Annotated in this window: 24 protein-coding genes; 5 read left to right on the top strand and 19 right to left on the bottom strand. The window is 54.6% G+C overall.

What is annotated here, in order from left to right:
• Positions 1–46: 46 nt before the first annotated feature.
• The 3 genes from DOQ08_RS12750 to DOQ08_RS12740 form a co-directional block, all read right to left on the bottom strand.
• Positions 47–625: a porin family protein gene (locus tag DOQ08_RS12750; RefSeq protein ID WP_114335328.1), complete on the bottom strand. Its 579-nt coding sequence runs from the start codon at positions 623–625 to the stop codon at positions 47–49.
• Between the two features lie 78 nt (positions 626–703).
• Complete coding sequence (locus tag DOQ08_RS12745) at positions 704–1015, bottom strand: hypothetical protein (protein ID WP_114335327.1); 312 nt, start codon at positions 1013–1015, stop codon at positions 704–706.
• Positions 1012–1923 carry a lipase family protein gene (locus DOQ08_RS12740; protein WP_114335326.1) on the bottom strand — a complete coding sequence of 304 codons (912 nt, stop codon included), beginning with the start codon at positions 1921–1923 and terminating at the stop codon, positions 1012–1014. The genes DOQ08_RS12745 and DOQ08_RS12740 overlap by 4 nt, the downstream gene beginning before the upstream one ends.
• A gap of 226 nt (positions 1924–2149) precedes the next feature.
• Between DOQ08_RS12740 and DOQ08_RS12735 the strand changes: the two genes are divergently transcribed.
• The gene (locus DOQ08_RS12735; RefSeq protein ID WP_114335325.1) at positions 2150–2749 is read left to right on the top strand and encodes an ATP-dependent zinc protease family protein; all 600 of its coding nucleotides are present in this window, start codon (positions 2150–2152) and stop codon (positions 2747–2749) included.
• A 10-nt stretch (positions 2750–2759) separates the two neighbouring features.
• Here DOQ08_RS12735 and DOQ08_RS12730 read toward each other — a convergent pair whose 3' ends face one another.
• Entirely contained in the window at positions 2760–3647 is an 888-nt protein-coding gene (locus DOQ08_RS12730) for a DNA ligase (protein ID WP_114335324.1), read from the bottom strand.
• A 209-nt stretch (positions 3648–3856) separates the two neighbouring features.
• Between DOQ08_RS12730 and DOQ08_RS12725 the strand changes: the two genes are divergently transcribed.
• Positions 3857–5266: an SPFH domain-containing protein gene (locus tag DOQ08_RS12725; RefSeq protein WP_114335323.1), complete on the top strand. Its 1410-nt coding sequence runs from the start codon at positions 3857–3859 to the stop codon at positions 5264–5266.
• Positions 5267–5352: 86 nt separating this feature from the next.
• Here the strand turns inward: DOQ08_RS12725 and DOQ08_RS12720 are convergent, their stop codons facing one another.
• From DOQ08_RS12720 to DOQ08_RS12695, 6 genes are all read right to left on the bottom strand, one after another.
• Positions 5353–5790, bottom strand: coding sequence for a YtoQ family protein (locus DOQ08_RS12720; RefSeq protein WP_114335322.1), 438 nt, complete (start codon positions 5788–5790; stop codon positions 5353–5355).
• 133 nt (positions 5791–5923) lie between these two features.
• Entirely contained in the window at positions 5924–6601 is a 678-nt protein-coding gene (locus DOQ08_RS12715) for a type 1 glutamine amidotransferase domain-containing protein (RefSeq protein WP_114335321.1), read from the bottom strand.
• Between the two features lie 49 nt (positions 6602–6650).
• A complete protein-coding gene (locus DOQ08_RS12710; protein WP_114335320.1) occupies positions 6651–7679 on the bottom strand; it encodes an NADP-dependent oxidoreductase in 1029 nt (342 codons plus the stop codon).
• A gap of 16 nt (positions 7680–7695) precedes the next feature.
• Positions 7696–8853 carry an iron-containing alcohol dehydrogenase gene (locus DOQ08_RS12705; protein ID WP_114335319.1) on the bottom strand — a complete coding sequence of 386 codons (1158 nt, stop codon included), beginning with the start codon at positions 8851–8853 and terminating at the stop codon, positions 7696–7698.
• Between the two features lie 158 nt (positions 8854–9011).
• The gene (locus DOQ08_RS12700) at positions 9012–9776 is read right to left on the bottom strand and encodes a serine/threonine-protein kinase (protein ID WP_114335318.1); all 765 of its coding nucleotides are present in this window, start codon (positions 9774–9776) and stop codon (positions 9012–9014) included.
• A 176-nt stretch (positions 9777–9952) separates the two neighbouring features.
• Positions 9953–10546 carry a TetR/AcrR family transcriptional regulator gene (locus DOQ08_RS12695; RefSeq protein ID WP_114335317.1) on the bottom strand — a complete coding sequence of 198 codons (594 nt, stop codon included), beginning with the start codon at positions 10544–10546 and terminating at the stop codon, positions 9953–9955.
• 211 nt (positions 10547–10757) lie between these two features.
• Between DOQ08_RS12695 and DOQ08_RS12690 the strand changes: the two genes are divergently transcribed.
• On the top strand, positions 10758–11387 hold the full coding sequence (locus tag DOQ08_RS12690) for a glutathione S-transferase family protein (RefSeq protein WP_114335316.1): 630 nt from the start codon (positions 10758–10760) through the stop codon (positions 11385–11387).
• 17 nt (positions 11388–11404) lie between these two features.
• Here DOQ08_RS12690 and DOQ08_RS12685 read toward each other — a convergent pair whose 3' ends face one another.
• From DOQ08_RS12685 to DOQ08_RS12675, 3 genes are read right to left on the bottom strand one after another with little or no spacing between them, the layout of a single operon-like run.
• On the bottom strand, positions 11405–12340 hold the full coding sequence (locus DOQ08_RS12685; RefSeq protein WP_114335315.1) for a LysR family transcriptional regulator: 936 nt from the start codon (positions 12338–12340) through the stop codon (positions 11405–11407).
• 33 nt (positions 12341–12373) lie between these two features.
• Entirely contained in the window at positions 12374–12697 is a 324-nt protein-coding gene (gene trxA / locus DOQ08_RS12680) for a thioredoxin (protein ID WP_114335314.1), read from the bottom strand.
• A gap of 11 nt (positions 12698–12708) precedes the next feature.
• Positions 12709–12903: a hypothetical protein gene (locus DOQ08_RS12675; protein WP_114335313.1), complete on the bottom strand. Its 195-nt coding sequence runs from the start codon at positions 12901–12903 to the stop codon at positions 12709–12711.
• A 111-nt stretch (positions 12904–13014) separates the two neighbouring features.
• On the opposite strand from DOQ08_RS12675, the gene DOQ08_RS15965 reads away from it, so the two are divergent.
• Together DOQ08_RS15965 and DOQ08_RS12670 are read left to right on the top strand one after the other, a co-directional pair.
• The gene (locus tag DOQ08_RS15965; RefSeq protein WP_165823664.1) at positions 13015–13182 is read left to right on the top strand and encodes a hypothetical protein; all 168 of its coding nucleotides are present in this window, start codon (positions 13015–13017) and stop codon (positions 13180–13182) included.
• A 219-nt stretch (positions 13183–13401) separates the two neighbouring features.
• The gene (locus tag DOQ08_RS12670) at positions 13402–14496 is read left to right on the top strand and encodes a rhomboid family intramembrane serine protease (RefSeq protein WP_114335312.1); all 1095 of its coding nucleotides are present in this window, start codon (positions 13402–13404) and stop codon (positions 14494–14496) included.
• A gap of 21 nt (positions 14497–14517) precedes the next feature.
• Here the strand turns inward: DOQ08_RS12670 and DOQ08_RS12665 are convergent, their stop codons facing one another.
• From DOQ08_RS12665 to DOQ08_RS12640, 6 genes are all read right to left on the bottom strand, one after another.
• A complete protein-coding gene (locus DOQ08_RS12665) occupies positions 14518–15318 on the bottom strand; it encodes a hypothetical protein (RefSeq protein WP_133297173.1) in 801 nt (266 codons plus the stop codon).
• Positions 15319–15776: 458 nt separating this feature from the next.
• Positions 15777–16187, bottom strand: a complete 411-nt coding sequence (locus DOQ08_RS12660) for a hypothetical protein (protein ID WP_114335310.1) — start codon at positions 16185–16187, stop codon at positions 15777–15779.
• Between the two features lie 2 nt (positions 16188–16189).
• A complete protein-coding gene (locus DOQ08_RS12655; RefSeq protein ID WP_114335309.1) occupies positions 16190–16474 on the bottom strand; it encodes a hypothetical protein in 285 nt (94 codons plus the stop codon).
• Between the two features lie 32 nt (positions 16475–16506).
• Entirely contained in the window at positions 16507–17925 is a 1419-nt protein-coding gene (locus DOQ08_RS12650; RefSeq protein ID WP_114335308.1) for a hypothetical protein, read from the bottom strand.
• Positions 17926–17990: 65 nt separating this feature from the next.
• Entirely contained in the window at positions 17991–19610 is a 1620-nt protein-coding gene (locus DOQ08_RS12645) for a hypothetical protein (RefSeq protein WP_133297172.1), read from the bottom strand.
• Positions 19611–19645: 35 nt separating this feature from the next.
• Positions 19646–24910: a DNA repair ATPase gene (locus DOQ08_RS12640; RefSeq protein WP_114335306.1), complete on the bottom strand. Its 5265-nt coding sequence runs from the start codon at positions 24908–24910 to the stop codon at positions 19646–19648.
• Positions 24911–24994: the final 84 nt, after the last annotated feature.

Raw genomic sequence — 24994 nt, 5'->3', positions numbered from 1 at the left:
AGCGCAGCCGATTTCGGCTGCGCTTTTTACTTTCTGCGTTAACGGATCAGAACTGGAACTTCAGACCCACCCGACCGGTATCAAAGTCCGGACCGCTGTTGTTCACCTGACCGTTAAAATCGTCTTCATCGATGTCAACGTTATAGCGGTTGTATTCCGCAAAGGCCGTGAGCTGTTCCGTTACCCGGAAGTCTACACCGGCCCCCACAAACGGGTTCACTTCGTCGTAAGTTTCGCTTTCATCGAAAGCGTCTACATCAAACGCGGAAGCAAAGGCACCCGCTTTGGCATACACACCAAAGCTCTGCGTTAAAGGCAGGCGACCTATAGCACTCAGCCCGGCACCTTTGAGCTTACCTTCCACATCGTCGTCACCGAAGTTGCCGAAGTCGATGTACTCGGCCTCCAGCGCGAAGAACTCGTTGAACTGGTAACCCAAAGCGGCGCCCAGCATATCGTTTTCATCATCAAATTCACCGCCATGGGACTTATAACCACCATAGCTACCACTGATGTACGGGCCTGAATTGTCACGACTGGTATTGTCTTGTGCCCAAACTGCCGGTGCAGTCAGTACTGCAGCACTTAGAACCGTGGCATACACAACATGAGATTTATAGCTCATAACGCGTCTTCCTCCGTGGTTGGGTTGAGCGTGTTTCCACCCTACCAAGGACAATCGCGTTTTTGGGTTAACCCCGAACTAAGATTTGTTCATCATCTCTTCATCTACTGACCCATCGGCCGTCTGGCTTGGGCTCACCCCCGCCAGCTCAACAACCAATCGCCCCGCACAGGAAACGCTGCTGTAACTCAGCTTCGAAATGCCGTGATGACAGGCTCTGACCGTGCGGTTTACCGGCCGTACCACAGGTATCGCGTCCAGCGCCCGAAAGGTCTCGTCCGCGACTGATAGGTGCACCCGCTTAAGCTTGGTTGCGCCGTGCTGCAAACCGTGGCCCAACACATCCGCCAAGCCCCGCCACCACTGCAGGTTGCTATTGATATGGGTCATACCAGCCACTCCTGAATTTGCTTGCTCACCATAGGGTGATGCGCAAGGCGGACATGATCCACTCCCGGAAAACTAGCCTTCGCCGTCAATTCCCAGCCCTTCCGTCGTGCGCCGTGAGCACTGGAACGATGCACCAACGCATCGCCAAACCAGGCGTTTACGAGGTGGCGCTCAGCTCTCATTATCGCCCCACTAACAGCAAAATGCCGCGCACCAGACAGCAAGGGTTGCTCCTCCGTTCCCGGTTCAAAAACCTCGCCACGGGAGAGGTTTCGGATACCTTCACTGCGCAGATCGATCACTTCACCGACGACCTTCACGTAGTCTCTGGGCACTTTATTCAACTGACTTGCAGCCTTATGGGCACCAATAGCGAGCCAAGAGCCATCATGAGGCGAGCCGATATAGACGCAATCCAACGATTTACCGGCCCAGCTGTGGCCCTTTGCGGAACCGTAATAACAGGCACTACGGATCAGTAAACCACCCATACTGTGGCCCAGAAAAATCAGGCGTTTCACCGGCACCGGCCAGTTCATCACCAACCGTTCTATCAGATCGGCCAAATCCTGGCCGTTGCGGTAAATGGGCCGCCCTGAGTTGAAGCGCAGCTTCAAGGCAGTGGTGTCGCCCAGGGTTTGTGCCAGCTGAGAGCCGTAATGTTCTTCATCCCTACCGGGGAAATCCCAAACCGACTCCAACTCCATTAAGCCATGAAGGGAGAGGCACAGCGTACTGCCCGGTTCAGCCAGTTCCGGATGACCTGCATTCAGCACCTTACCACCGGCAAACAGAGTCATAGGCACGGCGAGCCCATTGCCACGAGCTTCCAACCAGTCCCCTAAAAAGCCACTGGCAATGGCCGAAATGTGTTGTTGAATTTTTCCAGCTGACACCGAAAACACCATGAACGTCTCCTCGTTATACGGGCAGTGTACGCTCTTCCCCAGCTTCCGGTATGGCCCATGTGCAGCCTTGCGGCGCGCGCAAAGCAAACACTCGGACAGTGTGTGTTTCAGCCACTTCAACTATTCTTAATCGCGTCGCAATCTCTATATCAAAAGAATACTGTTAGCCTTACGGCTATTCGATGACGAATACCCTCTAGGATCGAGCAAACTCAGGAGTTGATGAATGCGTTTTGCCTTAATGATCACCGCTCTGATGAGTGCTTTCTTTATCACGGGCACCCACGCAGCCTCGCCATCCGATACCTCAGCGAAGGACCCGGAGGTGCTTGGCTTTGTGGAATGGGTGGTGATGGACGACACCGAAGTCAGGCTGAAAGCGAGGCTCGACACCGGAGCCAAAACGTCGTCTCTGCATGCCGTTAACGTAGAACCTTTTGAGCAAGACGGTGAGGAGTGGGTCAGGTTCAAACTTCCGCTGGGGGACCATGAAGACCAGCCCAGTGAAGGCCAACTGGACCACGAAGATGTGATTCTGGAATTCGAGCGCCCGGTGCACCGTACCGTGCTGATCAAGCGAAAAGGAGCACCGTCACAACGCCGCTATGTCGTGCACATGGAGTTCTGCATTTCCGGCAACCTGCACGAGACCCAGTTTTCCTTGACCGATCGAGGTCGTTTTTCGTATCCGGTTCTGCTCGGCCGTCGTTTCATGCGCGACGACAACATTCTGACCGACTCTGCTCAGAGTTTTATGGCCGCCAAAGAATGTGAATATCGCACGCTTGAGGAGCTGGCGGAACGCCCGGAAGCGCTGAAACGATAGGGCCAAACAATTATCGAGCCTTTTCTGGCTCATCATTCCGAACTCTGAGAAAACTGGCAAAACGGGGCAACCCGGTTGCTGTGAGCCCCCGGTAGCGAAAGGTTACCGTCGCCCCAAGCGGCGGTGGACTGCGCCGGTCGGCATCGCTGAAGCCTGTTCCGATGCGAAACCGGCGACCACTCTCAAGCTCCACTTCCAATGCCCCCGTCAGGCCCTGATACTTTCCCTTTCCGGGCAAGTGGCCAACAACCACGGCTTCCGCATCTTCAAACGTTTTCACCTTGAGTAAGTCATCCGAACGCCCACCGTGGTAAAGGCTGGCTTTGCGCTTGAGCATCAAGCCTTCCCCGCCGGCCGCGACCGTTGTTTCCAGTTTCGTGATCAGGGCTTCATGGTCTGAGATCGGGCTTTGCTCAACCAACACCAGATAGCGCGAGCTCGACTCTTCCACCAGCCTTTTCAATCGCTGGTATCGAGCCGTAAAGGGCGTATTTTTTAGGGGCAGATCAAAGGCATGGAAACGCACGCCCAGCCACTCCTCGGCAACCGGTTGCTGCTTACGAACCACCCCGGATAGCTGCGAAAACTGCCCTCGCCCGCTCCAGAGCTCCCCATCCAACGGCTGATCCGGAAACTGCTCGGTGAACCAAGGCGGCGCAGCATAAACGTGCCCGCCCCGAGACCAGAATTGCTCGCCATCCCAATAGGCGCGCACACCGTCTAGCTTCTCGCTGACCCAATAAGCTTGAAGCTCAACCCCTTGCTGGTAGACATTCGCCAACGGAATAGCCGGAGGCTCGGCCCGGGCTAGCGATGAGTGTATGGACGTAGTGAATAAAACGATAAGACCGACCGCCAGAGCCCATGCCCTGGCGGGTCGGATTGTGAAGAGTGGCATCATCCTTTGCCTTATGACGTCCTGTTAGCGGTTTTTGAGCACTGAAGCGAAAAGGCAACTCTAACTTACTGGGGCCTATCGCTTTTATGATCTGGTTGGAGCTTTTCCGCACTGCAGACATTTCTCACATCGCCAACTGAAATGGTCCTACACAGAAAATCCGTCGTTAAGGTAATTTCAGCCGCCCAAAAAACCATCAGGAGTATCGAATGGATTCCCAAACACTCTCAAGGACCGAACAATGGCTAGGCCCTATCCTGGCTAACCTGAAAAAATACATTCTGGCGATCGCTGGTGTTGCTTTCGTTGTTTTCCTTGCCATGTCGTCCTTCTTTACAACTCAGCTCGGCTACACCTATGTGGTGCAAGATACCTTGTTCGGCAGTATCCGAGTGTTCACCGAGCCCGGCGTTCACTTTAAGGTTCCGATGTTTTCTAACGTTTATACCTACAATCAGGCCATGACGCTCAGCTTTGGCAACCAGGAAAGCGGTGAAAAGATCAAATCTACCCGCCAGCTGACGGAAGTCGAGGTTCAGTTCGCGGACACTTACACTGCCCGCATCCCCGCTACGTTCCGCTTCCGGCTATCGGCCGATCCAGCAAAGATCGTCGCCATGCATCGAGAGTTTCGCAGCTACGACAACCTGATCGACTCCCTGCTTATTAAAAACGCGAAAAACGTAACCGTGGTTACGGCAACCCAGTACACCGGTGAGGAATTTTTTCAAGGTGGCCTGAACAAGTTCAAGGTGCAGCTGGAAGACCAGTTGCAGAACGGCCTGTACGAAACCGAAAGGCGACAAGTTGAAATCGAGCAAACCGACCTGGCAGCCGTCTCTTCCTCTAACGACGATGGCGATCGCCTCGAGCGGAAAGTGCAGCTGGTGTGGAAGAACATCATCCTTCAAGACAAAGCAGGGCAAGCCAAACGCATTGCCAACCCGCTGGATTCCTACGGCATTCAGGTGCGCCAGGTCACCATCGGCCGGCCACTTCCGGAAAAACGTCTGGATGAACTTTTGATCAAGAAAAAAGACCTAGTGGCCAAGCGCATCACTGCGATCCAGGCACAGGAAACCGCTCGTGCAGAAGCCAAAACAGCGCAACTGGAAAAAGAGATCGAAAAAGCCCGGGCAATTCAGGACGCCCAGCGCAGCAAAGAGCTCGCCATTATTTCGAAGCAGAAAGAAGTAGAAATGGAACGCCAACAGGCTCAGCTGGAAACGGTTCGGAAAGAGAAAGAAAAGGCTGTTGCCGTTCTGGAAAAGCAGAAGCAGCTGGAGATTTCTGTCGCCGAGCGTGACATTCAAAAAGCCAATGCAGAAGCCGCCACCTACGCCGCCAAAGCCATTCGTGAGCAGGGTATGGCGGAGGCCGAAGTTGCCAAGGCTCATCTGTTGGCCAAGCAGGCCGCTCGGGACATTTACATGGCTGAGATCCAGCGGGATATTGCTCAGGTAATGTACCCGGCGCTGAAGGATGTCACCATCGACATGCCCGATTATTACGTGGGCGGTGACGGCTCAGGAAACCCAGTCAGCAGTCTGGAAGTGTTCGCCAGTTTGGGGGCCATGGAGCAGCTGCGCAGAGCCGGCGGTCAAACCGCTGCCCGATAAGACAAAGCCCTTACAATCAAGAAATTCGATTGTAAGGGCTCACCAGCTGTCCGATTGTTGATAGCTTGGCGGTTAGACCGCCGTCATTACGCGGTAACGTACTTCAACAGCTCAACCACTTGCTCGGGGGTTTGCGCCCAAGCCATGGCGGCGGCATCCACTTCTTTCAGCGGGTGCACAATGTCTTCATCGTGCAGGGTCACGTAAGGCGTACCCATGGCCGCGCAATAACCGGCATCAAACGCCGCATTCCACTGCTTGTACTTGTCACCGAAGCGAATCACCGCCAGATCACACTGCTCAAGCAGGGTCTTGGTGCGGATCGCATTGACCTTGGAGGACTGGTGATCCCGCCAGAAGTTATTTTCCGGCTTACCCAGAAAATCACCGGCTGCATCGCTGGAATCGTGATCGGTATTGGCAGACACAAACTCTACCGGCAGGCCAGCGGCTTCCGCACCGGCTGCAATCTGCTCACGCCAGTCTGTGTGGATTTCACCGGATAGGTAAACAGTCCAGATCATTATGCTCTCCTGTAGGCATTGAAAGGCTTTGAAAGGCTTTGAACCGAGGATGATACGCCAATACCCGAGGATGTTCACTGCGGGTTATCCGGCACTGGCCGGTAACCCGCAGTCTGGCGCACAGGAACGTGCGTCAGGCCATCAACTTCAACAAAGCTTCTGCAGCCGCGGCTGAAGACGCCGGGTTTTGACCGGTTACCAACCAGCCATCGGTGACCACGTAGGACTGCCAGTCATCCCCCTTACTGTACTGCCCACCGTTGTCTTTCAGCATATCTTCAACCAGAAACGGTACTACGTCGGTCAGGCCAACCGCTTCTTCTTCGGTGTTGGTAAAGCCGGTGACGTTTTTGCCGGACACCAGAGGCTTTCCGTCCTGGCCTTTGACGTGGCGCAGCACGCCGGGCGCGTGACAAACTGCCCCTACCGGGGTGCCTGCCTTAATCGCGTTTTCAATCAACGCAATGGACGTGGGGTCTTCCGCCAGATCCCACAACGGACCATGGCCGCCGGGATAGAACACAGCATCAAAGTCCTCCAGCGAGACATCCGCCAACTTGGCGGTTGAAGCTAATGCGGCCATGGCTTCTGCATCGGCTTCGAAACGATCGGTGGCTTCGGTCAGCGCGTCTTTCTGACTGCTGTTAGGGTCGAGCGGTGGCTGGCCACCCTGAGGCGACGCCAGAACCACCTTGGCTCCTGCGTCTTTGAACACGTAATAGGGTGCAGCGAGTTCTTCCAGCCAGAAACCGGTCTTTTCACCGGTGTTGCCGAGTTGATCGTGGGATGTCAGTACCATTAATACGTTCATCGTCTTTCCTCACCTGATCTGAATGGTTTTTGGGTCAAAGTCCCGAAGGTTAGGCTCCGAAATCCACCACCACTTTGCCGAAGTTCTTGCCTTCCAGAAGACCGATGAAGGCCTCTGGCGCCGCCTCAAAACCTTGAACCCGGTCCTCTTTGATACGAATCTGGCCCGCTTTCAGCCACTGAGTCATTTCTTTAGCAAAAGGCGCGTAGCCGGTTTCATAATGGTCCATGATGATGAAGCCCTGCATGCGGATGCGCTTGCGCAGAATCATACCGGCCAGCATGGGCACGCGATCCGGCCCCTGTGGTAGTTCCGTCGCGTTGTAGTGGGCGATCACACCGCACACAGGGATACGGGCGAAATCGTTAAGCAGCGGCAATACCGCATCAAACACCGCACCACCTACGTTCTCGTAATACACATCAATGCCATCCGGGGCGGCCTTGGCCAGCTCTGCCTCGAAATTCGGCGAATGCCGGTCCAGGCTTTCATCAAAGCCCAGCGTGTCTTTCACGTACTGCTGTTTTTTACCACCACTGGTGATGCCAACCACCCGGCAGCCTTTCAGCTTGGCAATCTGCCCTACCACTGAGCCTACCGCACCGCTGGCCGAGGCCACGACAACCGTTTCACCCGGTTTTGGCTCACCGATGTTCAGCAAACCGTGATACGCGGTAAAGCCGGGCATACCCATCAGGCTCAAGGCGTACGAAGGCTCGGGCAAGCCTTCGACCAACATCAGCCCCGTGCCGTCAGACACTTCGTATTCCTGCCACCCACTACCAGCCAGTACCCGGTCGCCTTTGGCGAACTTCGGATTTTTGGATTCAACCACTTCCGACACCGTGCCGCCGACAATTACCTCGCCAATGTTCAGAGACGGCGCATAGGACGGCGCGTCGCTCATTCGGCCACGCATGTACGGGTCCAGAGACAGGTAACGTGTTTTCAGCAGCACCTCACCTTCATTCAGGCTCGGGATGTCACTTTCCACCAGTTTGAAATCGTCCGGTGTTGGGGCGCCGTTCGGACGCTGGTTCAACACCCACTGACGATTTTTCAACGATGACTGTTCCATGATCTCTTCTCCTCCGTTACAGGCTGGCTTCAAGGGCACGACGGCTGATCTCCGGAGTCACATCTCCGTGCTCACCCAATTTCGTCATGCCATGGCGTTCAAGTTGGCTGATGATGTCGTCGATGGAGCTTTCATCGAGTCCGTAATCTGGCAACCGCGTAGGAATCGAAAGGCTTTCAAAAAACTTGCGGGTGGCCTGAATCGTTTTCTCAATACGCTCGGCTTCAGAGCCTTCCCGAATGTTCCAGACCCGCTCACCATACTGTAGCAACTTTTCAGCTTTCGACTCGCGGCGCACATCCAGCATGCCGGGCAAGACAATGGCCAAGGTCCGGGCATGATCGATACCGTACAACGCCGTGAGTTCATGACCCACCATGTGCGTTGCCCAGTCCTGTGGTACGCCCGCACCGATCAAACCGTTCAATGCCAGCGTCGCGACCCACATCAGGTTGGCTCTCAGCTCGTAGTTTTCCGGGTCTTCCAATACTTTCGGGCCGATCTCGACGAGCGTTTGCAGCAGACCTTCCGCAAAACGATCCTGCACCAAACCATTCGCCGGATAGGTCAGATATTGCTCAATGATGTGCGTAAATGCATCGGCCACCCCGTTGCTGACCTGCTTGGCGGGCAGCGTGAAGGTTTTCACCGGGTCCAGAATGGAGAACGCGGGATACACCAACGGGCTGGCAAACGGCAGTTTCGCCTTCAGGGCTTTGTTGGTGACGACCGCGCCGCTGTTCATCTCGGAACCGGTGGCCGGCAGGGTCAGTACAGAGCCGAATGGAATGGCGTGGCTAATATTCCGCCCGCGTTTCTCAAGAATGCTCCATGGGTCGCCGTCGAAATTCACGGCAGCGGCAACAAACTTGGTGCCGTCAATGACGGACCCACCACCCACTGCCAGCAGGAAGTCGAACTGATCTTGCTCGATCACCGCAACGGCTTTCATCAAGGTTTCATAAGTCGGGTTTGGTTCAATACCACCAAATTCGGCCACGTGCCGGTTGCCCAACGCCTGCTTGACCTCATCAAGGGTACCGGTTTTTCGGGCACTTTCGCCGCCGAACAGCACCAGCACCCGCGCATTGGCCGGTACAAGGTCATCAAGGCGCGCCACCGTGCCTTCACCAAATACGATTCGGGTGGGATTGTAGAACTCGAAATTATTCATATCGCCTCACTCTTAGACCAGTCGTCTAGTGTTTAGGTAAATAAAAAGCCGATCAGATCGGCTTAGTTTTTAACATCTGCTCTCAGTCTAAAACATGATTAGACCAGTCGTCTACATTCGAATGAAAATTCGAATATTGCACCGACATACCACGGGGCCTAGACCAATGACACCAACGCCAACAGCCCAAAGAACAAGCCGATAATCGCGGCCATGGGCAGGGCCTCGGCAGTCGATTGCGTCGGTTTCATGAAGCTACGCTTCAACGCTTTCAGAAAACGCCTGGGGGTGTAGATGTTTTTCCGGTAGTTGGCCTGATAGTACGCCTGCATTTCCTGGGGCATGCTGTTCCGGTCGAAGCGGTACCAGAGTTTTAGTACGCCCAACTGATCCTTCTTGCGGGCCCACTCTCCGATTACGCCCGGCAACAGCCGGAAGAATACGGCTGACCCGAAATCGATGATTTTCGGTTCGCCCGAAGGCGAGCACAGCACGTTACCGGAATTACCCAGATCAAAATGCACCACGCCGCTTGTGTGCATCTGTTGCACCGAGGCGTATAGCTTCACGAAGAAGTCGTTCGGAACACCGCCACGTCGGTTCAGCTCTTTGAGAGGCACACCCTCTACGTGCTGATACTGAAGAGCACCGCTGCAGTCAGCGCACTGATAAACGTCATTAGGGGTAAACGGAAGGCCCTCGACAGCCTTGAGCATTCGATATTCATGCCGGGCCAGCATTCGAAAGTATTGAGTAAGCGGAAACACGAAAGAAGGATAGGTTTTCACCACCTGCTTTCCCCCCGCCGGGTTCTCGGCCACAACGGTTAACGGCTTGTGCCAACGCTTGGCACGCTCAGGGCTTCCACCACACTGTGCACCGACATCAAAACAATCGACAAAACTGCCACTACGAGAACTCATTCCGCCTTCCTTTTGATGGATGTTACCGAGCAATGTCGGAGGAAGGGCCATTATTAGCGGGTGGAAGGGGTTTGAATAATTCGTAAGTCGTATCCTTCATATCACTGAGAATGATATGTAGGACAGCAAAAGGTCGTCGGCGGTATGTTCGGGGCTAGCTCTAATTCAATGAGGCTTTATAGACCAAGCATTTCTTTGGTCGCCGTGAGCGCGCACTCCATGGGCTCCGGGTCCCGGGTGATTTTGCTGCGCAGGCTTGCGCCCAGCCACAACTGGTAAAGGGTGGACGCGGTGACTTTGGCATTCAGAGTCGCTGGCAGGGAACCGTCCTCTATACCCTCTGCAACCGCCTGCTCCAATCGTGCAACAACCCGGGAGGTTTCTCGCGCTAAAACCGCTCGCATGGTTTCAGACAAATCACTGACCTCGGCAGCCAGCTTAACCGTGAGGCATTTACCTTTTGGATCACAGGCCGATTGGGTCTCCAGCCAGGTTTGCCAATAGCTGATCAAACGCTCGGCACCGTTCAGGCCCGGGCGCGACAGCATAGCATCCAGCGTTTCGTGGTAATCGGCAAAATAACTCTTGAGCAACTCTTCACCAAACGCTTCTTTGGAGCCGAAATAATGATAGAAAGATCCTTTCGGCACACCGGCAGCCTGCAGGATCTGATTTAATCCCACAGCGCTAAAACCCTTGCCACTGATGATGACTTGGGCGGTTTCGAGGATGTGGCTGCGCACATCTTGAGTTGCTACTTTTGGTTCCATGGCGAAATTCTAAGTGGGATTAGACCAATTGTCTAGAAAGCAAACACTAACCGGCGATCAGGAGTTTCCGCAGCCTTGGCGTTAAAAACTCATCCTAGGCTGTGAATCACATTTATCAGTGTTACTGATAACGCAAACACGATTAGACCAGTCGTCTACAGTGTGCGATAGTAAGAATCGAAATCGGCAAACACTTTATGGAGCCCACCCTATGATTCTTGTTCACCACCTAAACGACTCGCGCTCTCACCGCATCCTCTGGTTGCTCGAAGAGCTTGGCCTGAATTACGAAGTTCGATGCTACCAGCGCGACCCAAATACCCATTTGGCACCGCCCGAGCTGTTTGACGTTCATCCCTTGGGCAAGTCTCCAGTCATCGAAGATGGCGAGAACATCATCCACGAATCAGGCGCGATCATTGATTACCTCGTTCGGAAATACGCGACCAATCAGCAGCTACAGCCAGAACCAGATAGCTCAGCCTACGAACAGTACGTTCAATGGCTTCACTACGCCGAGGGGTCGGCGATGCTGCCGCTGTTACTGAAGATCTATGTTGGCCAACTCGGGGATAGCGGCGAGCCTCTGCAGCCCCGCATTAACAGCGAACTGGACAACCATTTAGGTTTCATCGAATCATCGCTGGCCGGTAAAACGTACCTGGTTGATGAACAGTTCAGTGCTGCGGACATCCAGCTGAGTTTTGTTGGTGAGGTTGCCCACTCCTTTGGGCTATTGAGCCAGCGCCCCAACCTGAAAGCATGGGTTGAGCGCTTTCAGGCTCGCCCCGCCTATAAGGCGGCGGTTGAACAAGGCGGGGCCTACTCTTTGGCTAACTGATCGGGTCGGCGATCATCTCAAAGAGGAGAGCACGGTGAAGCCGTCATGATTTCTTCCCAGCGCTCCTGAAGGAGCCGCTCAAGATGCCCCCGGATCCAGATAACCCCGGGGTCACGATCGTGGCGGGCGTGCCAGATCAAGTAAAGGCTGGTCGGGTCTACTTTGAACGGTAGCTCGCCCATCCACAGCCCGTTGACGAAGCCGCAGTCCTGACTGATCAGTTCCGGCACGGCCGCAATCAGATCGGTTTCTCTAAGCAGCTCGGGGGCAATCGAAAACTGGTTGACCGTTGCCGCAATCCGGCGGCTCTGGCCTTTCTGGTCGAGATAACTGTCTACGAACCCGTGAACATCTCCGGACATGGTCACCAGCAAATGACGCGCTTCCAGAAATTCCTCTAAAGTGATGGGCTTTCCGGCAAGGGGGTGGTCTTCGCGCATGGCCAGCACGTACCCACTTTCAAACAGCCATGTACTGCGCAAGCTGTGATCGTGGTGATGCAACATTCCCACCGCCAAATCGACGTTCGCTTCACGCAAGCCGTCATGGGTACCCTCGGGCGTATAGGGCACGGCATAGACATCGACGCCCGGTGCTTCTTGCTCCAGCAATTTGATTAACGGGCGCCAGACCATCTCGACGATGACGTCTGTCACCGCGAGCCGGAACTTCCGCTTGGAGGTTTTAGGATCAAACTGCGTGGCGCTTACCGCGTTCGTCAGGGAATACATTGGCCCGCCCACCTGATCCCACAGGCTCAGCGCATAGGATGTGGGCTCGATGTTCCTGCCTTTACGCACGAACACCGGATCGTTCCAGATCTGGCGCATTCTGGAAATCGCATTCGACACCGCAGGCTGGGTCATGGCGAGACGGTCAGCCGCACGAGTAACCGACCGTTCCGTCATGATGGCATCGAAAATATAGAGCAACTGGAGCTCTTGGGTTTTCATCAACAGTTACTCCGGGTGATTCCGTTTAGGTTCTTACAGATTGCCTTTCACAAACGTACGCAGCTCGCTCAGGCTGCCTGCACCGGTTTGGCGAGCGATGGCGCCACCGTCTTGAAAGAGCGCTAACGTGGGGATGGCCCGAATACTCATTTTAGCCGCTACTTCCGGGCTATCATCAACGTTTACTTTAGCTACGGTCAACTGCCCATCAAACTCTTCGGCCAGTTCTTCAAGCAGGGGCGCTATTGCTTTACAGGGGCCACACCAAGGTGCCCAGAAATCAACCAGCACGGGCTGATCGCTCTGAAGGACCGCTTCATCAAAATTCGCATCGGATACATGGATAATGTCAGTCATCGTCATTTCTCCTAAAGAATAAACTGCTGACCGATACCTTGCGACTGAATGACCGGCAATACCAATTTCCCAATCGTATGATCCACATTCACAAACCTGATACCAGCCTCGCCTCTAACGATTGGCTGGCTGAAGCTTTCTTGGCAAACGCTCGAAAGGACAACTGCAGCAGGCTCCGTCACATAATTTTCAGTGATGTATCCCATACCGTTTCCAAATTATTCACAACCGCCCCTGAGCCACATACTGCTCGCCAGCTGATCGCGAGTCGCTTCCGGCTTCGCGATCAATTCACATCCCGAATCGGAGAATGTCCTATGCGTAACCTCGTCCTAGCCGCCCTAGCCTCTCTCGTTGCCTTCGCTACCTTGCCGGCACACGCAAGCCTTGCAGACCGTCAGTCAGACAACGCCCGGGTAGAAACCACCGAACCGGCTCCTTACAGCGGCCAAACAGTTATTCAAGGTGAAATCGTCTCGGATTAAGACGGCTAGCCTTTCCTTTTTATGTTGCATCTTGGCACCAAGGACGGTGCGTTTTTGGTCTAACCTCGCCACGCGCATGCTATGTGTAATTGGTACCGCCTGAATTAACCGTGACCGAGGCTGTGGAATCCAAAGTTGAGGTTGCTATGATCAACCAAGTTAACCCAACCTTAGAAAAATCTTCGCTCCAATACGCTGTTTCTTCAGGAAAAGGATTTCATGCCCAAAACTCGTGCCCATCCCTGCCCTTCGTGCGCAACTAATAGCCTTGAGGCCACCAGCACCCCCTCGATACAGAGCTGCCGACACTGTCACGGAATGTGGTTTGAAGACGGGGCGCTGAACCAAGCCATTGCCAATCGCCATGAGCACATCGACCACTACGATCATGAGCAACACCTGGGCTCGGCACTGCGAACCAGCGACCGACAATGCCGGCGCTGCCGGGTTTCCATGGTCCATTACCAATTGCTGGAGCACTATACGACCGAAATCGACTGCTGCCCGAGTTGCGACGGCGTCTGGCTGGATAAGCACGAAGTCGACCAAGTGATGCACTCCCCGGAACTGAAACGGGCGCTGAACAACCTCAATGAAAAGGTGAGCTGGAAGTCTTGGCTATTTCAGTTTTTTACGGCCATGCCCGTGGAATACAACATCAAGCCCCGCCGCACACCTTGGGTCACCCGAGCATTAATTGCACTTTGCAGCATCGTGTTTATCGCCGGCCTGCTCTCCCCCGAAATCAACGACTGGGTGTTCGCATACTGGGGGTTCAACTCTGAAAACCAGAGCCCTGCACATTTTGCCATCCAGCTCCTTACCTACCAGTTCGTCCACGGCGGCTTCATGCACTTGGCCGGCAACATGTATTTTCTGTGGATCATTGGGGACAACCTGGAAGACGCCCTCGGGCATGGTGCCTTTCTCGTAATGTACCTGTTTGCCGGCGTGATGGCGGCTTTGGCGGAACTGCTATTGTTCGACAGCAGCCAAGGCCCGCTGCTGTTGGTGGGGGCTAGCGGGTCTATCGCCGCGCTATTCGGTCTCTACTTGATGTGGTTCCGCCACGCCAGCCTGACCTTCATGTTCTTTGTTTACCAGAAGAAACTCGCACCCCATTGGTACTTCCTGATCTGGAGCCTGATTAATCTGTTCGGCATGTTCTCAGGCCAAGGCGGTGTGGCTTGGGTGGCCCACTTGGGCGGCTTCGCGCTTGGCCTATTGCTGGGTTATCTGCTGCGGGATTATGTGTTCAGGAAGAATCCGCTGATTGCGATGCTGAATCGGCCGGAGGCTGAGTTGCGGCGTTAGGGTTTCATTCCTTTGCCGAAGTCATCCGAATGTTTTGAGGCAGCGCTTGTACATTTCGTCTGTCTTCTGCTTGTACGTGGCACTGTCCATGTCCCGCCAGTAACGAGGATCCCGGCCTGTGCGCTTGTCATGCTCGGCGGTTACGGGGTCTTTGTCACGATGGGGTTCAAACAAGGGAATGTCCGGCAAAGGGGCCGTGCTGTCCATGTATTGAAGCCAGAAATTCCATAGGGCCTTGTGATCTTCATCGTTAGCAGAAGCTGCCTGAAAGGCAGTGAGGGTCAGGGCTTCCTCCCGATATCGGTGAACCATTGCACCGTAGTAGAGCGGCAACCCCTGGTGGGTGGGTCCGCTGTGGACATAGCCGTCAAACTCGGAAAACGGCGACTGCCAGGCAATCTGGCCGGCATCCCGCTTCTTTTTTGGGTTACGAAAAACCGTGACCAGCCCCCTGCGGCGGTTGAACTCCCAGAGGGGGCCTTTTGGGTCTTTGTAGATCACACTGGGGAAGAGGCGTTCGATCAGGCTAATTGCGCCCCAAATCAGTGCGCATGGACCTCCAATGTACAAAATTACGGGTATATATGCGTTCGTTATATAGCCTTCCAGAGATCTTCCTCCAAAAAAAACTATTGAGAGAAAGTCTATAAATAAAGCAGCTGCTCCCAAAATTATGATGTATTTTGCGAACACTTTAAGTAGTAGCAAATGCCAGGATGAACTCGGCAGGGTGGCATAACGAATACTCTCGTGATCAATCCACCCTATCGGTTTATCACATTTTCCCTCGTCACGAAGTCGCTGAGCGTTTCGTTCACCCAACTCCACATCGGCATCAATATCTTTCGCGTGCCAAGTCCTTAGGAAACCCGCGGGCACCAAATCCGGACTATAGGTTTTAGACAGCTTCTGCCCAGCTGCCCACTGGAATCGGAAGCTTCGGGAGCGCTTGTCCAAATCCCCACGACGGACCCGACGACTGTCTCCTCCGGGGCATAAGGCGGTTGAACTGTAATACGGGCTATCAGGCATCAGGGGATTCAAACCATTCCGTTAACTACCACTTGTTGTTATACAACTTATGGCGATTGTCATTCATAAACTGCTCGTAATCATGCTTGCTCATATCCCGCCAGTAACGGGGGTTTCGGTCCGTTTTGTCGTCATGGCGGATAGTGCGCGGATCTTCGTGACGAAAGGACTCGAATAGCGGAATATCCGGTAGTGGCTGGGGGGATTACACCCTCGCATCTGCAGGCTCCGTACGGTTTAACTGACGATCAGGTGACCTGTTGCTCCTGAAGAAACGCAATCAAGCTGTTCTTGGCGCCCTTTTCAATAAAAGGCCACGGCAGTTTCAGTGTCTTTTCTTTACCATCCGCCAGATAATCGATGGCAAGGTACTTTTTGTTCGACTGATCCAACCGCACAATATCTCGATAGCGGATCAAATGCAGCGAAGAGATCGGCGCCAGCTTCACTTCCATATAGTCATTGAAACAGGTCACCGCCGAGCGAGACGAATTCCAGATACCCACACCAATCAAAACCAACACAAATCCCAGAGGGTACGCCGGCATTTGACGGATGGTCAGAATAGCCACCAGCAAAAAAATGGCGACGCCAATACCACCATATAACTGGGCATTGACTGTGGATTTGGCAACTTTATAAGATTTTTGGACTTCCATGATTACTGCATCTCCTGAAAAAACACTTTACGGCGAGCGTCGTCCAACGTCTGCCGCGCTCCCAGCATTCCGATAACACCAATCGGAAAAAACACCACACACCCGGCGATGTACAGGCCACTACCAACCTTCAAGCTGGCGACATAACTCACCAGTATGCCCGCCGCGTTAAACAGCAGGCCCAGTATCATCACAGCCACCAGAATATCCGGATAGCCTTCGGACAGCAGTGTAAGAAACAGCAGCAGGTGGATGACGACTGATATCCATATCTTTGCATTATTCACTTCAAACTCCTTGTGATAACGATAAGCAACACTTATTGCTGCTCGTTAGCTCCTTGTAACTTGGTCGCTAAAACTCCTTGGCTCTTGACCTTGAACGCTTGTTTAAGCCGAGCCTTCGCTTCCTGGTTGGCCAAAATGTAGGGCAAGGGCCCCAAGGTAAGTAAAAACAGGACAGAATGAAGCACCTTCGCTGGAAATGGCAGTACAGGGAAACTTGACTTAACTCTCCTTTTGAGAAGCCATAATCCATCTTGCAATGGGTCACCCTGCTGATATGTCTTTCCACAAGGGATAATATCCGAGCTGTTATTAATTTCACGGTTCATGAACATCGAAATAGTTTTCCATACACACAAACCATCAAACATATTGTTAACGCCAAATTCTGCTGTTAAATGGTTCGGATCAGTCAGCGAAACGAACTCGAGTTTACTGTCGGATACACTGAATATGGTCCCAACAAGATAACCAAATTGACTACTCACCCGCACCGCAATACTCGCCCACGAGGCTCCTTCCAGTCTGGGCACATGGGCTTTTATCGAATATATAAATGAGGCTTCTCGATCGACGAAAAGCATAGGTTCGAACCTGAACCTGAATCGTTCGCGTATAAGAAAACCCGAAACCAACACTCCCCAAAGAACTGGTAGCAAAGTAAGAAAAGTCTCAAAAAAACTTGAAGTGAAGAAATACCTGCTTTCAAATGCATCCATAACGAATGCTGCAACAAAAATCCCCAAAACAGTCGAAAATATACCCGCTACACCTATAACAAGCATATACGTATCAGCAGAGTTCCAATTACTGCACAGAACCATCGTGTCCCCCCTGATTGCGCGAACTAATCCTCCACCGTTAATAGGAGGGACGGTAAAAGTTGCACACGTTGCAGGTGCCTCATACCAAGTTTCAATCGCGTTCTGCCTGGCCTGCAAGCCAGGCACGCGCAACACGCCGGCACGTTCCTCCCGAAAGAGATCAAATTCATTACCGGAACCAACCAAAACAGCAATATTCTTATAGAAAACAATATCAAGGCTTTGTGGCTTGGTCTCAAGCAACCATCTACGAGCCATTCCTGGAACAAAAAATTCGAAACCATTCAGCTTGTTAACTACACTTGCCGCAGAGTTACTAAATCGCCAGTCCTTTTCTGCAATCTCAGGATTAGCAACCCGATAGACTTGATAACCAACATCCTCGCTATCAAAAGGCTCTTTACTTACTGCACCATTTATTGACTCCCGCCAAAGAACCCTGGCCAATGAACGGCGCTTTTCTTCGTTTATTCGACAAACCGGTTCGTTATTTGACTTGAATGCTTCAGCCGCGGAATTTTGATACCTCCGGTTCAGCCTCCAAACCAATTGCCGGTATATCGCTCGTGCTGCTCCGAAAAAAACAAATATGGGCACAAAGACAGCAAGCAATTTGTAGATAGCATTCATGGTAAAAATTCTTCAGCTAACTGAGGTTTGGACGTTGTACTGATTCAACTGCACATAAACTGGATCTATCCCAGCACAAGAACGAGCACCAACAGGAAAGCCATAATCCCAAGACAGATGCCAATCACCGCACCGGGATCATCCGGATCTTTTTCAGGTGCAGGCACAACCCTGGACTGATCCCACAGAAACGCCTTCAAATCGGAAATGAGTTGAGTGTTAGAGGTTCGAATACCTGTGTACCACTCGTCAGGGAACTCGATGGCCGTCTGCGGCACCACAATAGGCCCGCACATCGAGCCAAAATGAACGGCTCCATTCAACAGCAGACTGTCTCGGCGCAGTGTTCCCCTTGGCAGCTCTGCCGCTGACACTTGCAGGTCTTCCAGTGCTTCAATCACATAACCTTCGGGTAGCTCACCATGCACCAGCACAGGCAACGGTTGTTCGCCGCAAAGCATAGAAGCCAGTGCCGGGAACCGGGTATCGTCCAGGGGAGGATGAAAGATCCGGTCCAGATTATCCGGGCGAAAAGGCCTTAGCCCCGCAAACTGCCCGGGAATCAGCGACACTCGCGAACCAGGCTCTCGCCCCTTCCAGAATAACGTCCAGGCGATGGCCCGAACTATTTTCAAACGCAGAGATTCCGGAACTTCATGACGTCCGGGCGATTCTGGCAACCAGACCTCGTCCGAATAGTCCGTCACTGCCAAGCCATCGCCGCCCAGCCACAGGCACCACTCTGGGTGATCATCAAACACAATGCAGAATTTACGGCCCTCGACTCTATCCAGCTCGTCATCTCCGGGCTCTTCCAGTTCGGCGAAAACCTGACCTTTGCTAACGTCCAGATGAAGCCGGCGTGCATCGGGCATGATCTCATTGTTTATAGCCCGCTCAAGTTCACGAAACGAGTCCAGTAACGCCTCGTCCAGCAATGATGGGTGAGGAACATAGGTGTCCTCAACAAGGTGATCCGCTTCCCTAACTGCATCCTTGGTTACAGCCTCAAAGTTATAGACCGGCGACGCCCAGGTGCCAAAGAGCATCGCCTCCTTGGCCCTCAACTGGCTGAGCTTGCGTGAAGAGAGGATTGAGCCTTCGTTTTCTGCGAACGCAAAAGATTTGCTGTCATCATAAACAAAGAATTCACGGGTTCGCTGAAGGCCGGCCCCACCCTCAATATCGCTGACTTTCCAGATCTGGGCGCTTACGTTAGTGGAGATGCCGCTCTTATTCAGTGCAGGGGAGGCATAAACCTTCGCTTGATAAAGTCTCTCTTGCCCATCATCCAACGTCACCAAGGCTTTCATCCCCAACAGTTCCATGAGTGAACTGTCCATGATGATCTTGGCATCAAACCAGTTCAGCCAAGCTCCCAGCATGTGGGCGTTTCTGGCCAACTCCCGTAACGGTACGGCCCTGACGAAAACATCAGCGTCTTCTGCCAAGACAAGGCGCTCCAGGAGGGCTTCTTGCACTTCATTGACATCCGGGCTTGCCAAAAAACTGTGGTGATCATCAACACTGTGCAGCATTGGTAATTCGAGCCCCGGGTGCTCTCTAATGAACACTGTGTGAAACAGGACGTTGCCCCATTCCCGAATGAGCTTCAGGTGGTTACCACTATTGAGTGCTTCCATAAACTCAGTGGCGGCCGGCACAGGCACATCTTCCTTGATCATAATGGGCAACATCCTTTTCTTGCCTTGTTTACGATTTAGCTCTGAGCTCCATCCTGAGTGAGCAATCTATCCTGTAAGTCACGTATCGCTCTCAACACACGGCTCATTTCTCGCTGTGTTTTTAAGTCCAGCCCCAACTTGCCTTCCATGGTTTTCACCAATGGAACAATAGACCCCTCAAAAATTCGAGCAAAAGCCATCAAAGCATCGCCCACCTGGGGTGGACTGTCCAGATTGACGGTGACGGCCGGGTTCATTTGCACCGCTTGCAAGCCTTCAGCGAGCCCCGATTCGAGTGAGCGTGACAACTGGCTCAGAGCTGTATCGAGATCCAAGCCCGAGTTCCCCTGGCTTTCCAGTCCTGAAGCCAAATGCTGCCCCAGTTGCTGCATGTGTTCCGAGATCAGGCCCAGCTGGCGAACCACTTTCACCCCGGTTTCCTCGTCGCCACCGGCTTGCTGACGGCGGCGGTATTCCTCACAGATGGTCTGCCAGCGTGCCGCTTCTTCGTCATTCATGGTGCCGCGCATCTGCTTGAGCTTGAGCAGGTTTTCTTCGGCACCGTAGGTCAGCAGCTGAGCCTCGCCCTGGTAGTGGTCATCAATCAGGGCTTCCAGCTCCTGGTCACTCATCACCGGCGACAGCTTCTCCGCCAGTTTGTTCATGTTCCGGTAGCTGCCCTGCAGCTTGAAGGTGGGCTCGGTACGATATGCTTCTGCCTGGGCGCTGGAGGCAATGTAAGCCTGATTGACCCGCAACACGGTTTCCCGCACCCGGATCATTTTCTTCAGCAGGGCAACGATTTCATCGCGCTCGGCGGCACTGTAGTCGTGTTCAAAGTCCGAATCTGCCACCGTTTTGCCTTCGGCCAGATCGGCGAACCGGTAAAAGTCCGCCATGCCCCGGGTGGCCAGCGGTGCCAGCACCCGGTTGGAGCTCAGGCTGTTCTCGATGTAGGACAGCGCAAAGGCATGCTCCATGCCCGAGAGCACGTCACCCAGGTTGTAGATGTCGGCCCGGTTGGCGAGCATGTCGGGGACCTTGAAGACTTCGCCGCTTTCGGTATACGGGTTCCCGGCCATCACCACACAGAAACGCTTGCCGCGCATGTCGTAGGTGCGGGTCTTGCCGCGCCACACCCCTTCTATGCGGCGCGTGCCGTCACACAGGGAGATAAATTTCTGCAGGAATTCGGGGTGGGTGTGCTGGATATCGTCCAGATACAACATCACGTTGTTACCCATTTCCAACGCCAGGTTGAGCTTGATCAGCTCCGCTTCGGCGGTGGAATGGGGTGCCTTTTCCGGATCCAGCGACATCACGTCGTGGCCCAGGCTCGGGCAGTTGATCTTCATGAAGATCAGGCCCAGGCGGTTGGCCACGTATTCCATCAGCGTGGTTTTACCGTACCCAGGCGGCGAGATCATCATCAGAAGACCGGACTGGTCGGTGCGGCGGTCTTCACCCGCCGTGCCCATCTGCTTGGCCAGGTTATCGCCAATGATCGGCAGGTAACTCTCGCTGATCAGCTTGTTACGTACAAAGGACGACAGCGGGCGGGGCCTGAACTCATCCAGCCGTAACTGGCCACGCCATTTCTCCAGTACCTGCTGCCGCACCTCCTGCAACTGCTGCCAGCCGGGAATGATTTCCTGCTGGTGATAACGCAGGCGCTCGTCAAATTCATCTAGCTGCAGGCTGAGAATGCGTTCTTCGATACGGGGATGCTGGCCCAGCAGGCCCTCAATCTGGAACGCCAGTTCCACACTGCGAACCGAGGTTTTCACAGTGTCGCCTACATTCAGCACGGCCACGGCTTCTGGCAAATAGTGCAGCAGATGCTGCTGATCCGTCTTGGCCATCCAGGCTTTCAACCAGTGGCTGGTGATGCTCCAGCGAGCGGCCGGCTGATCGGCCACGACCTCCAGTGCCTGCTGATACTGGGCAAACTGGTTATCCCGTTTCAGTGCCTCAACAAAGCCCGCCGCCAGATCCCCGGCATAGCGGGTAATACCGAAGGCTTCGGATTCTTCCGCCAGCTGCCGCACCAGGTACTGGGCTGCGGAATGCACCAGGCTCCGACCATCGCTGCCTGGCCCGGCCAGGCTCAATTGCTGTTCTTCCACAAAGTTTGCGAGCTGCGGTTCCAGTTCCTGCTGCAGGGATTCCAGCAGCTCATCGGACTGCATCATGCGGCTGAGGATACCGGCAGACAGGCACCGGGAACGCAGTTGCTGGCCCGCGCTCTGTTGCTGGCTCAACACGGCCCAGAACAGCATTGCCAGTGCCCGCGCCCTGGGGCTGAAACGCAGCAACCCGGCGTTCTGAATCGCCGGCCACAACGTACTGACGATCAGCGCCGCGTCGTGATCGTGGATGCCTTTCTCGTAACCCTCCCGGTAGCGGGGCGAAGCAAACTTGCGGATGTAACCGGTCAGCTCATCCAGATCCGCGACATTGACCGGCAGGTCTCCGGTCGTGCGGAACTCCTCAATCACCAGTGCCGACAGATACTCCGCCCGGTACACCCGGTCGGATTCCGAAGGCTGGCTCATGTTCCAGTAGCCCCGGAGGCGGTCCAGTTCGGGCTCCTCCAGGCGCTCATAATACTGGGTTCCGGTCAGGTGCAGCAGGACATGATCGTCCCGGGGAATCAGGGTCAGATCCAGCTCCCGCTGGTTAACGCTGAACTTGTGCTTGCCCAGCCGGATAACGGCACCGCCATCCTCAAAGATATCGGCCTTGTCCCGAACGCTGCGCAGGGCGGTGTCCTGAGCCGCTTTGAGCTGGCCCAGGCAATCGTCTGCCTCCATGGCGGCGCCCAGCTCCCGCAACTCTCCGGCCATGCTGCGCAACCGGATAACCATGGCATCAGAGGCGAAGAAGGCGTGCAGCTCTTCCGGGCTGCTGAAACGTTCGGTACGGCGGCCCAGGTTCTTGAGAATCCGGGCGGCAGCATCGGTGAGCGTGGTCACCCGACGCTGTTGCTGGTCCTGGAGCTGCTGGCGCCGTGCCTCGATGCTCTCATGGGCGTTCTCACGCTGCTCCAGAATGGCCGCCAGGAACTCGTCGTATTCGCCAAACTGGCTTTCCAGCTCCTGCAGCTGATCCAGCATCCGGGTCATCAGACCATCGCATTCCCGCACATCCGACAGCGCGCTGACGCCGTTCGCCAGGCTCTGCTCAAACAGCCGGATACGTGCAGCAAACTGCGCCCGGGCTTCCGCACTGCCCTGCTCTTTCAGCCGGATTTCCGCTTCGGAACGCTGCTGGTTGATGGTCGCGTAGATGCCCGAGATGTTATCGGTGATCGCCGTTTCCAGCGCGGCATCGTCACCGCCCATGGACGCCAGCATGCCCTGGATCATGTCCAGGCCTTCGGTCAGTTCCCGATAGCGATCGACAATCTTCTTCAGGGCATCCCGGCTGTCGGCCTCGGCCAGCGCAGTCTGCAACTCGGTCAGGGTCTGGCGGTAGCCATCCAGCGCCTCCGGCGACGCCAGGAAACGGAAGGTGCGCTCGGTCAGCCGGTCCTCAGCCTCGGCCAGCTCCTCTTCAAGAGTGTCGATACGGGCTTTGTCGGCGTAACGCCGATCATTGAGGGTTCGCACTCGGCCGCGATGATCGCGCAAACGTGCCAGGTAACTGACAAACTGATCCGGTGCTTTCCAGCTATCCGGTTTCAGGTCCCGCATCAACGCGCCCTGGTCCTGAGCGACCTCGGTAATGGCAGCTTCAGTCTGGGCGCGAATGCTCTGGACTTTCTCATACTCATCCAGCACCAGCTCTGCGGTACCTCGGATGGTGCTGAGCTGTTGATTTAACTCGGCAAACAAGGCTTCTTCCTGACGCGCTGACAGCCAGAAAAACTGGTCCAGAATACGGTCCACGGTACGAATCAGGTTGGTGAAATGCCGCTCACTGGCGCTGGCGCCCTCCACCAGGGTAACCACCGTATTCAGCTCGGCAATTCCCCGCACCAGCTCGGGATTGCCAATGCGCGCCAGCTCGGAATCGTTGGCGACGTTCGCCGCAGCGTGGAAACTTTCAGAAGTAAACGGCGTTTCCCACACCTGCAGCGGGTGCACCAGCGTAGGTTCCTTGTCGGCATTGAAAATCACCAGATGCCCGTTTTCGAACAGGGCGTAACCGTGACCAATCAATGGCACATCCGCCTGTTTGCGAATCAGGTTGTAGCGGAACAGGATCACCTGACCGGTGCGCTGTTCGAAGAAGACATACAGCATGTCTTCGCCGTTGGGGGCCCGCAAGGTACGCTTGAGCCGGAAATCCCCGTCGGGAATCTGGAAGGTTTTCAGCTCGCCGGTACTCAGGTAGTAACCCGACGGAAAAATCAGGCCGTGATTGTCCGGTAGCGACGCGACGGAACCGGCCATGGCGTCAACCCGCTCGATCTTGCGCTCTGTGCGGTTGAACAGGTAGTAGCGCCAGTGTTCTTCGTTAAACGGCAGAATCCGTACCAGCAGAATCTCGCCCAGATCGGCAAAATCGAAGCTGGCGTCGTCCAGTGACTGGGAATCGGACTCCACCGGGTCCGAGTAGATGCCTTCGCCGGTGGAGGTATTGTTCTCCACCTTGAAAGTAATGTTGCCCCGCAGGTTATCCACAAACAGGGTGTCGGCGATGTTCAGGTGCGGAGAGCGGCCCTGAACCTGGCTGTCGCGGCCCACGGTTCTCCAGGGAAAACTGAAACGTTCCGGGAAAGACAGATCGCGCTCGCCGCGATTATCAATGTAGCGGCTGACCTCACCATCGGGCTTCAGTTCCCAGCGAAACACCCGAAGATCATCAAGCTTGTCACCGATGCGGAACGCCATTAGCAACATGCCTTTGAGAATCACCAGTTGCGACAGCGTGGCGGTGTTGTAGTACTGCTGGAGTTCCCGGAAGTCGGTGGCGAAGCGTTCATCCTTGAGAAACGAACCCTCAATGGCCGCTTCGGTCATCTCGAAGCCGCTGTCGCCATCGTTCAGATGGTACAGCCGGAACACATCTTCAATCACCAGTGTCTTGCGCAAACCCAGCTGCAAGTTGAAACCGAACAACAGCTTGTCGCCCAGACGCACCACATCCCGGGCGATGGCGTTGTTTTCGGTTCGCACCCGGGCCCGGCCCAGCACGTTCATGCCGGCGCTGCCAAAGATCTCTTCCCGGGCCTGGTTCAGCCCGGACACCTGCTCACGCAGTTGCCCGCCCTGCTCTTTCAGCCGGCGCTTGATGGTTTCAAAGGCTGAACCTTCCTGAACAATGCTTTCGAGCTCGGTGCGATCCGTCGACATACCAAATCATCCTGAACCAAAGAGGGGAATGCGGTTAGGGGAAAGCACTCCCGGCACCTTGGGTCCGGTACCGGGAGCCATCGG

This window comes from Marinobacter litoralis, from assembly GCF_003336705.1.
GTDB lineage: Bacteria > Pseudomonadota > Gammaproteobacteria > Pseudomonadales > Oleiphilaceae > Marinobacter > Marinobacter litoralis.
Note: the sequence above shows the minus strand (reverse complement) of the source record. Positions and strands in the feature narration are given on the sequence as shown.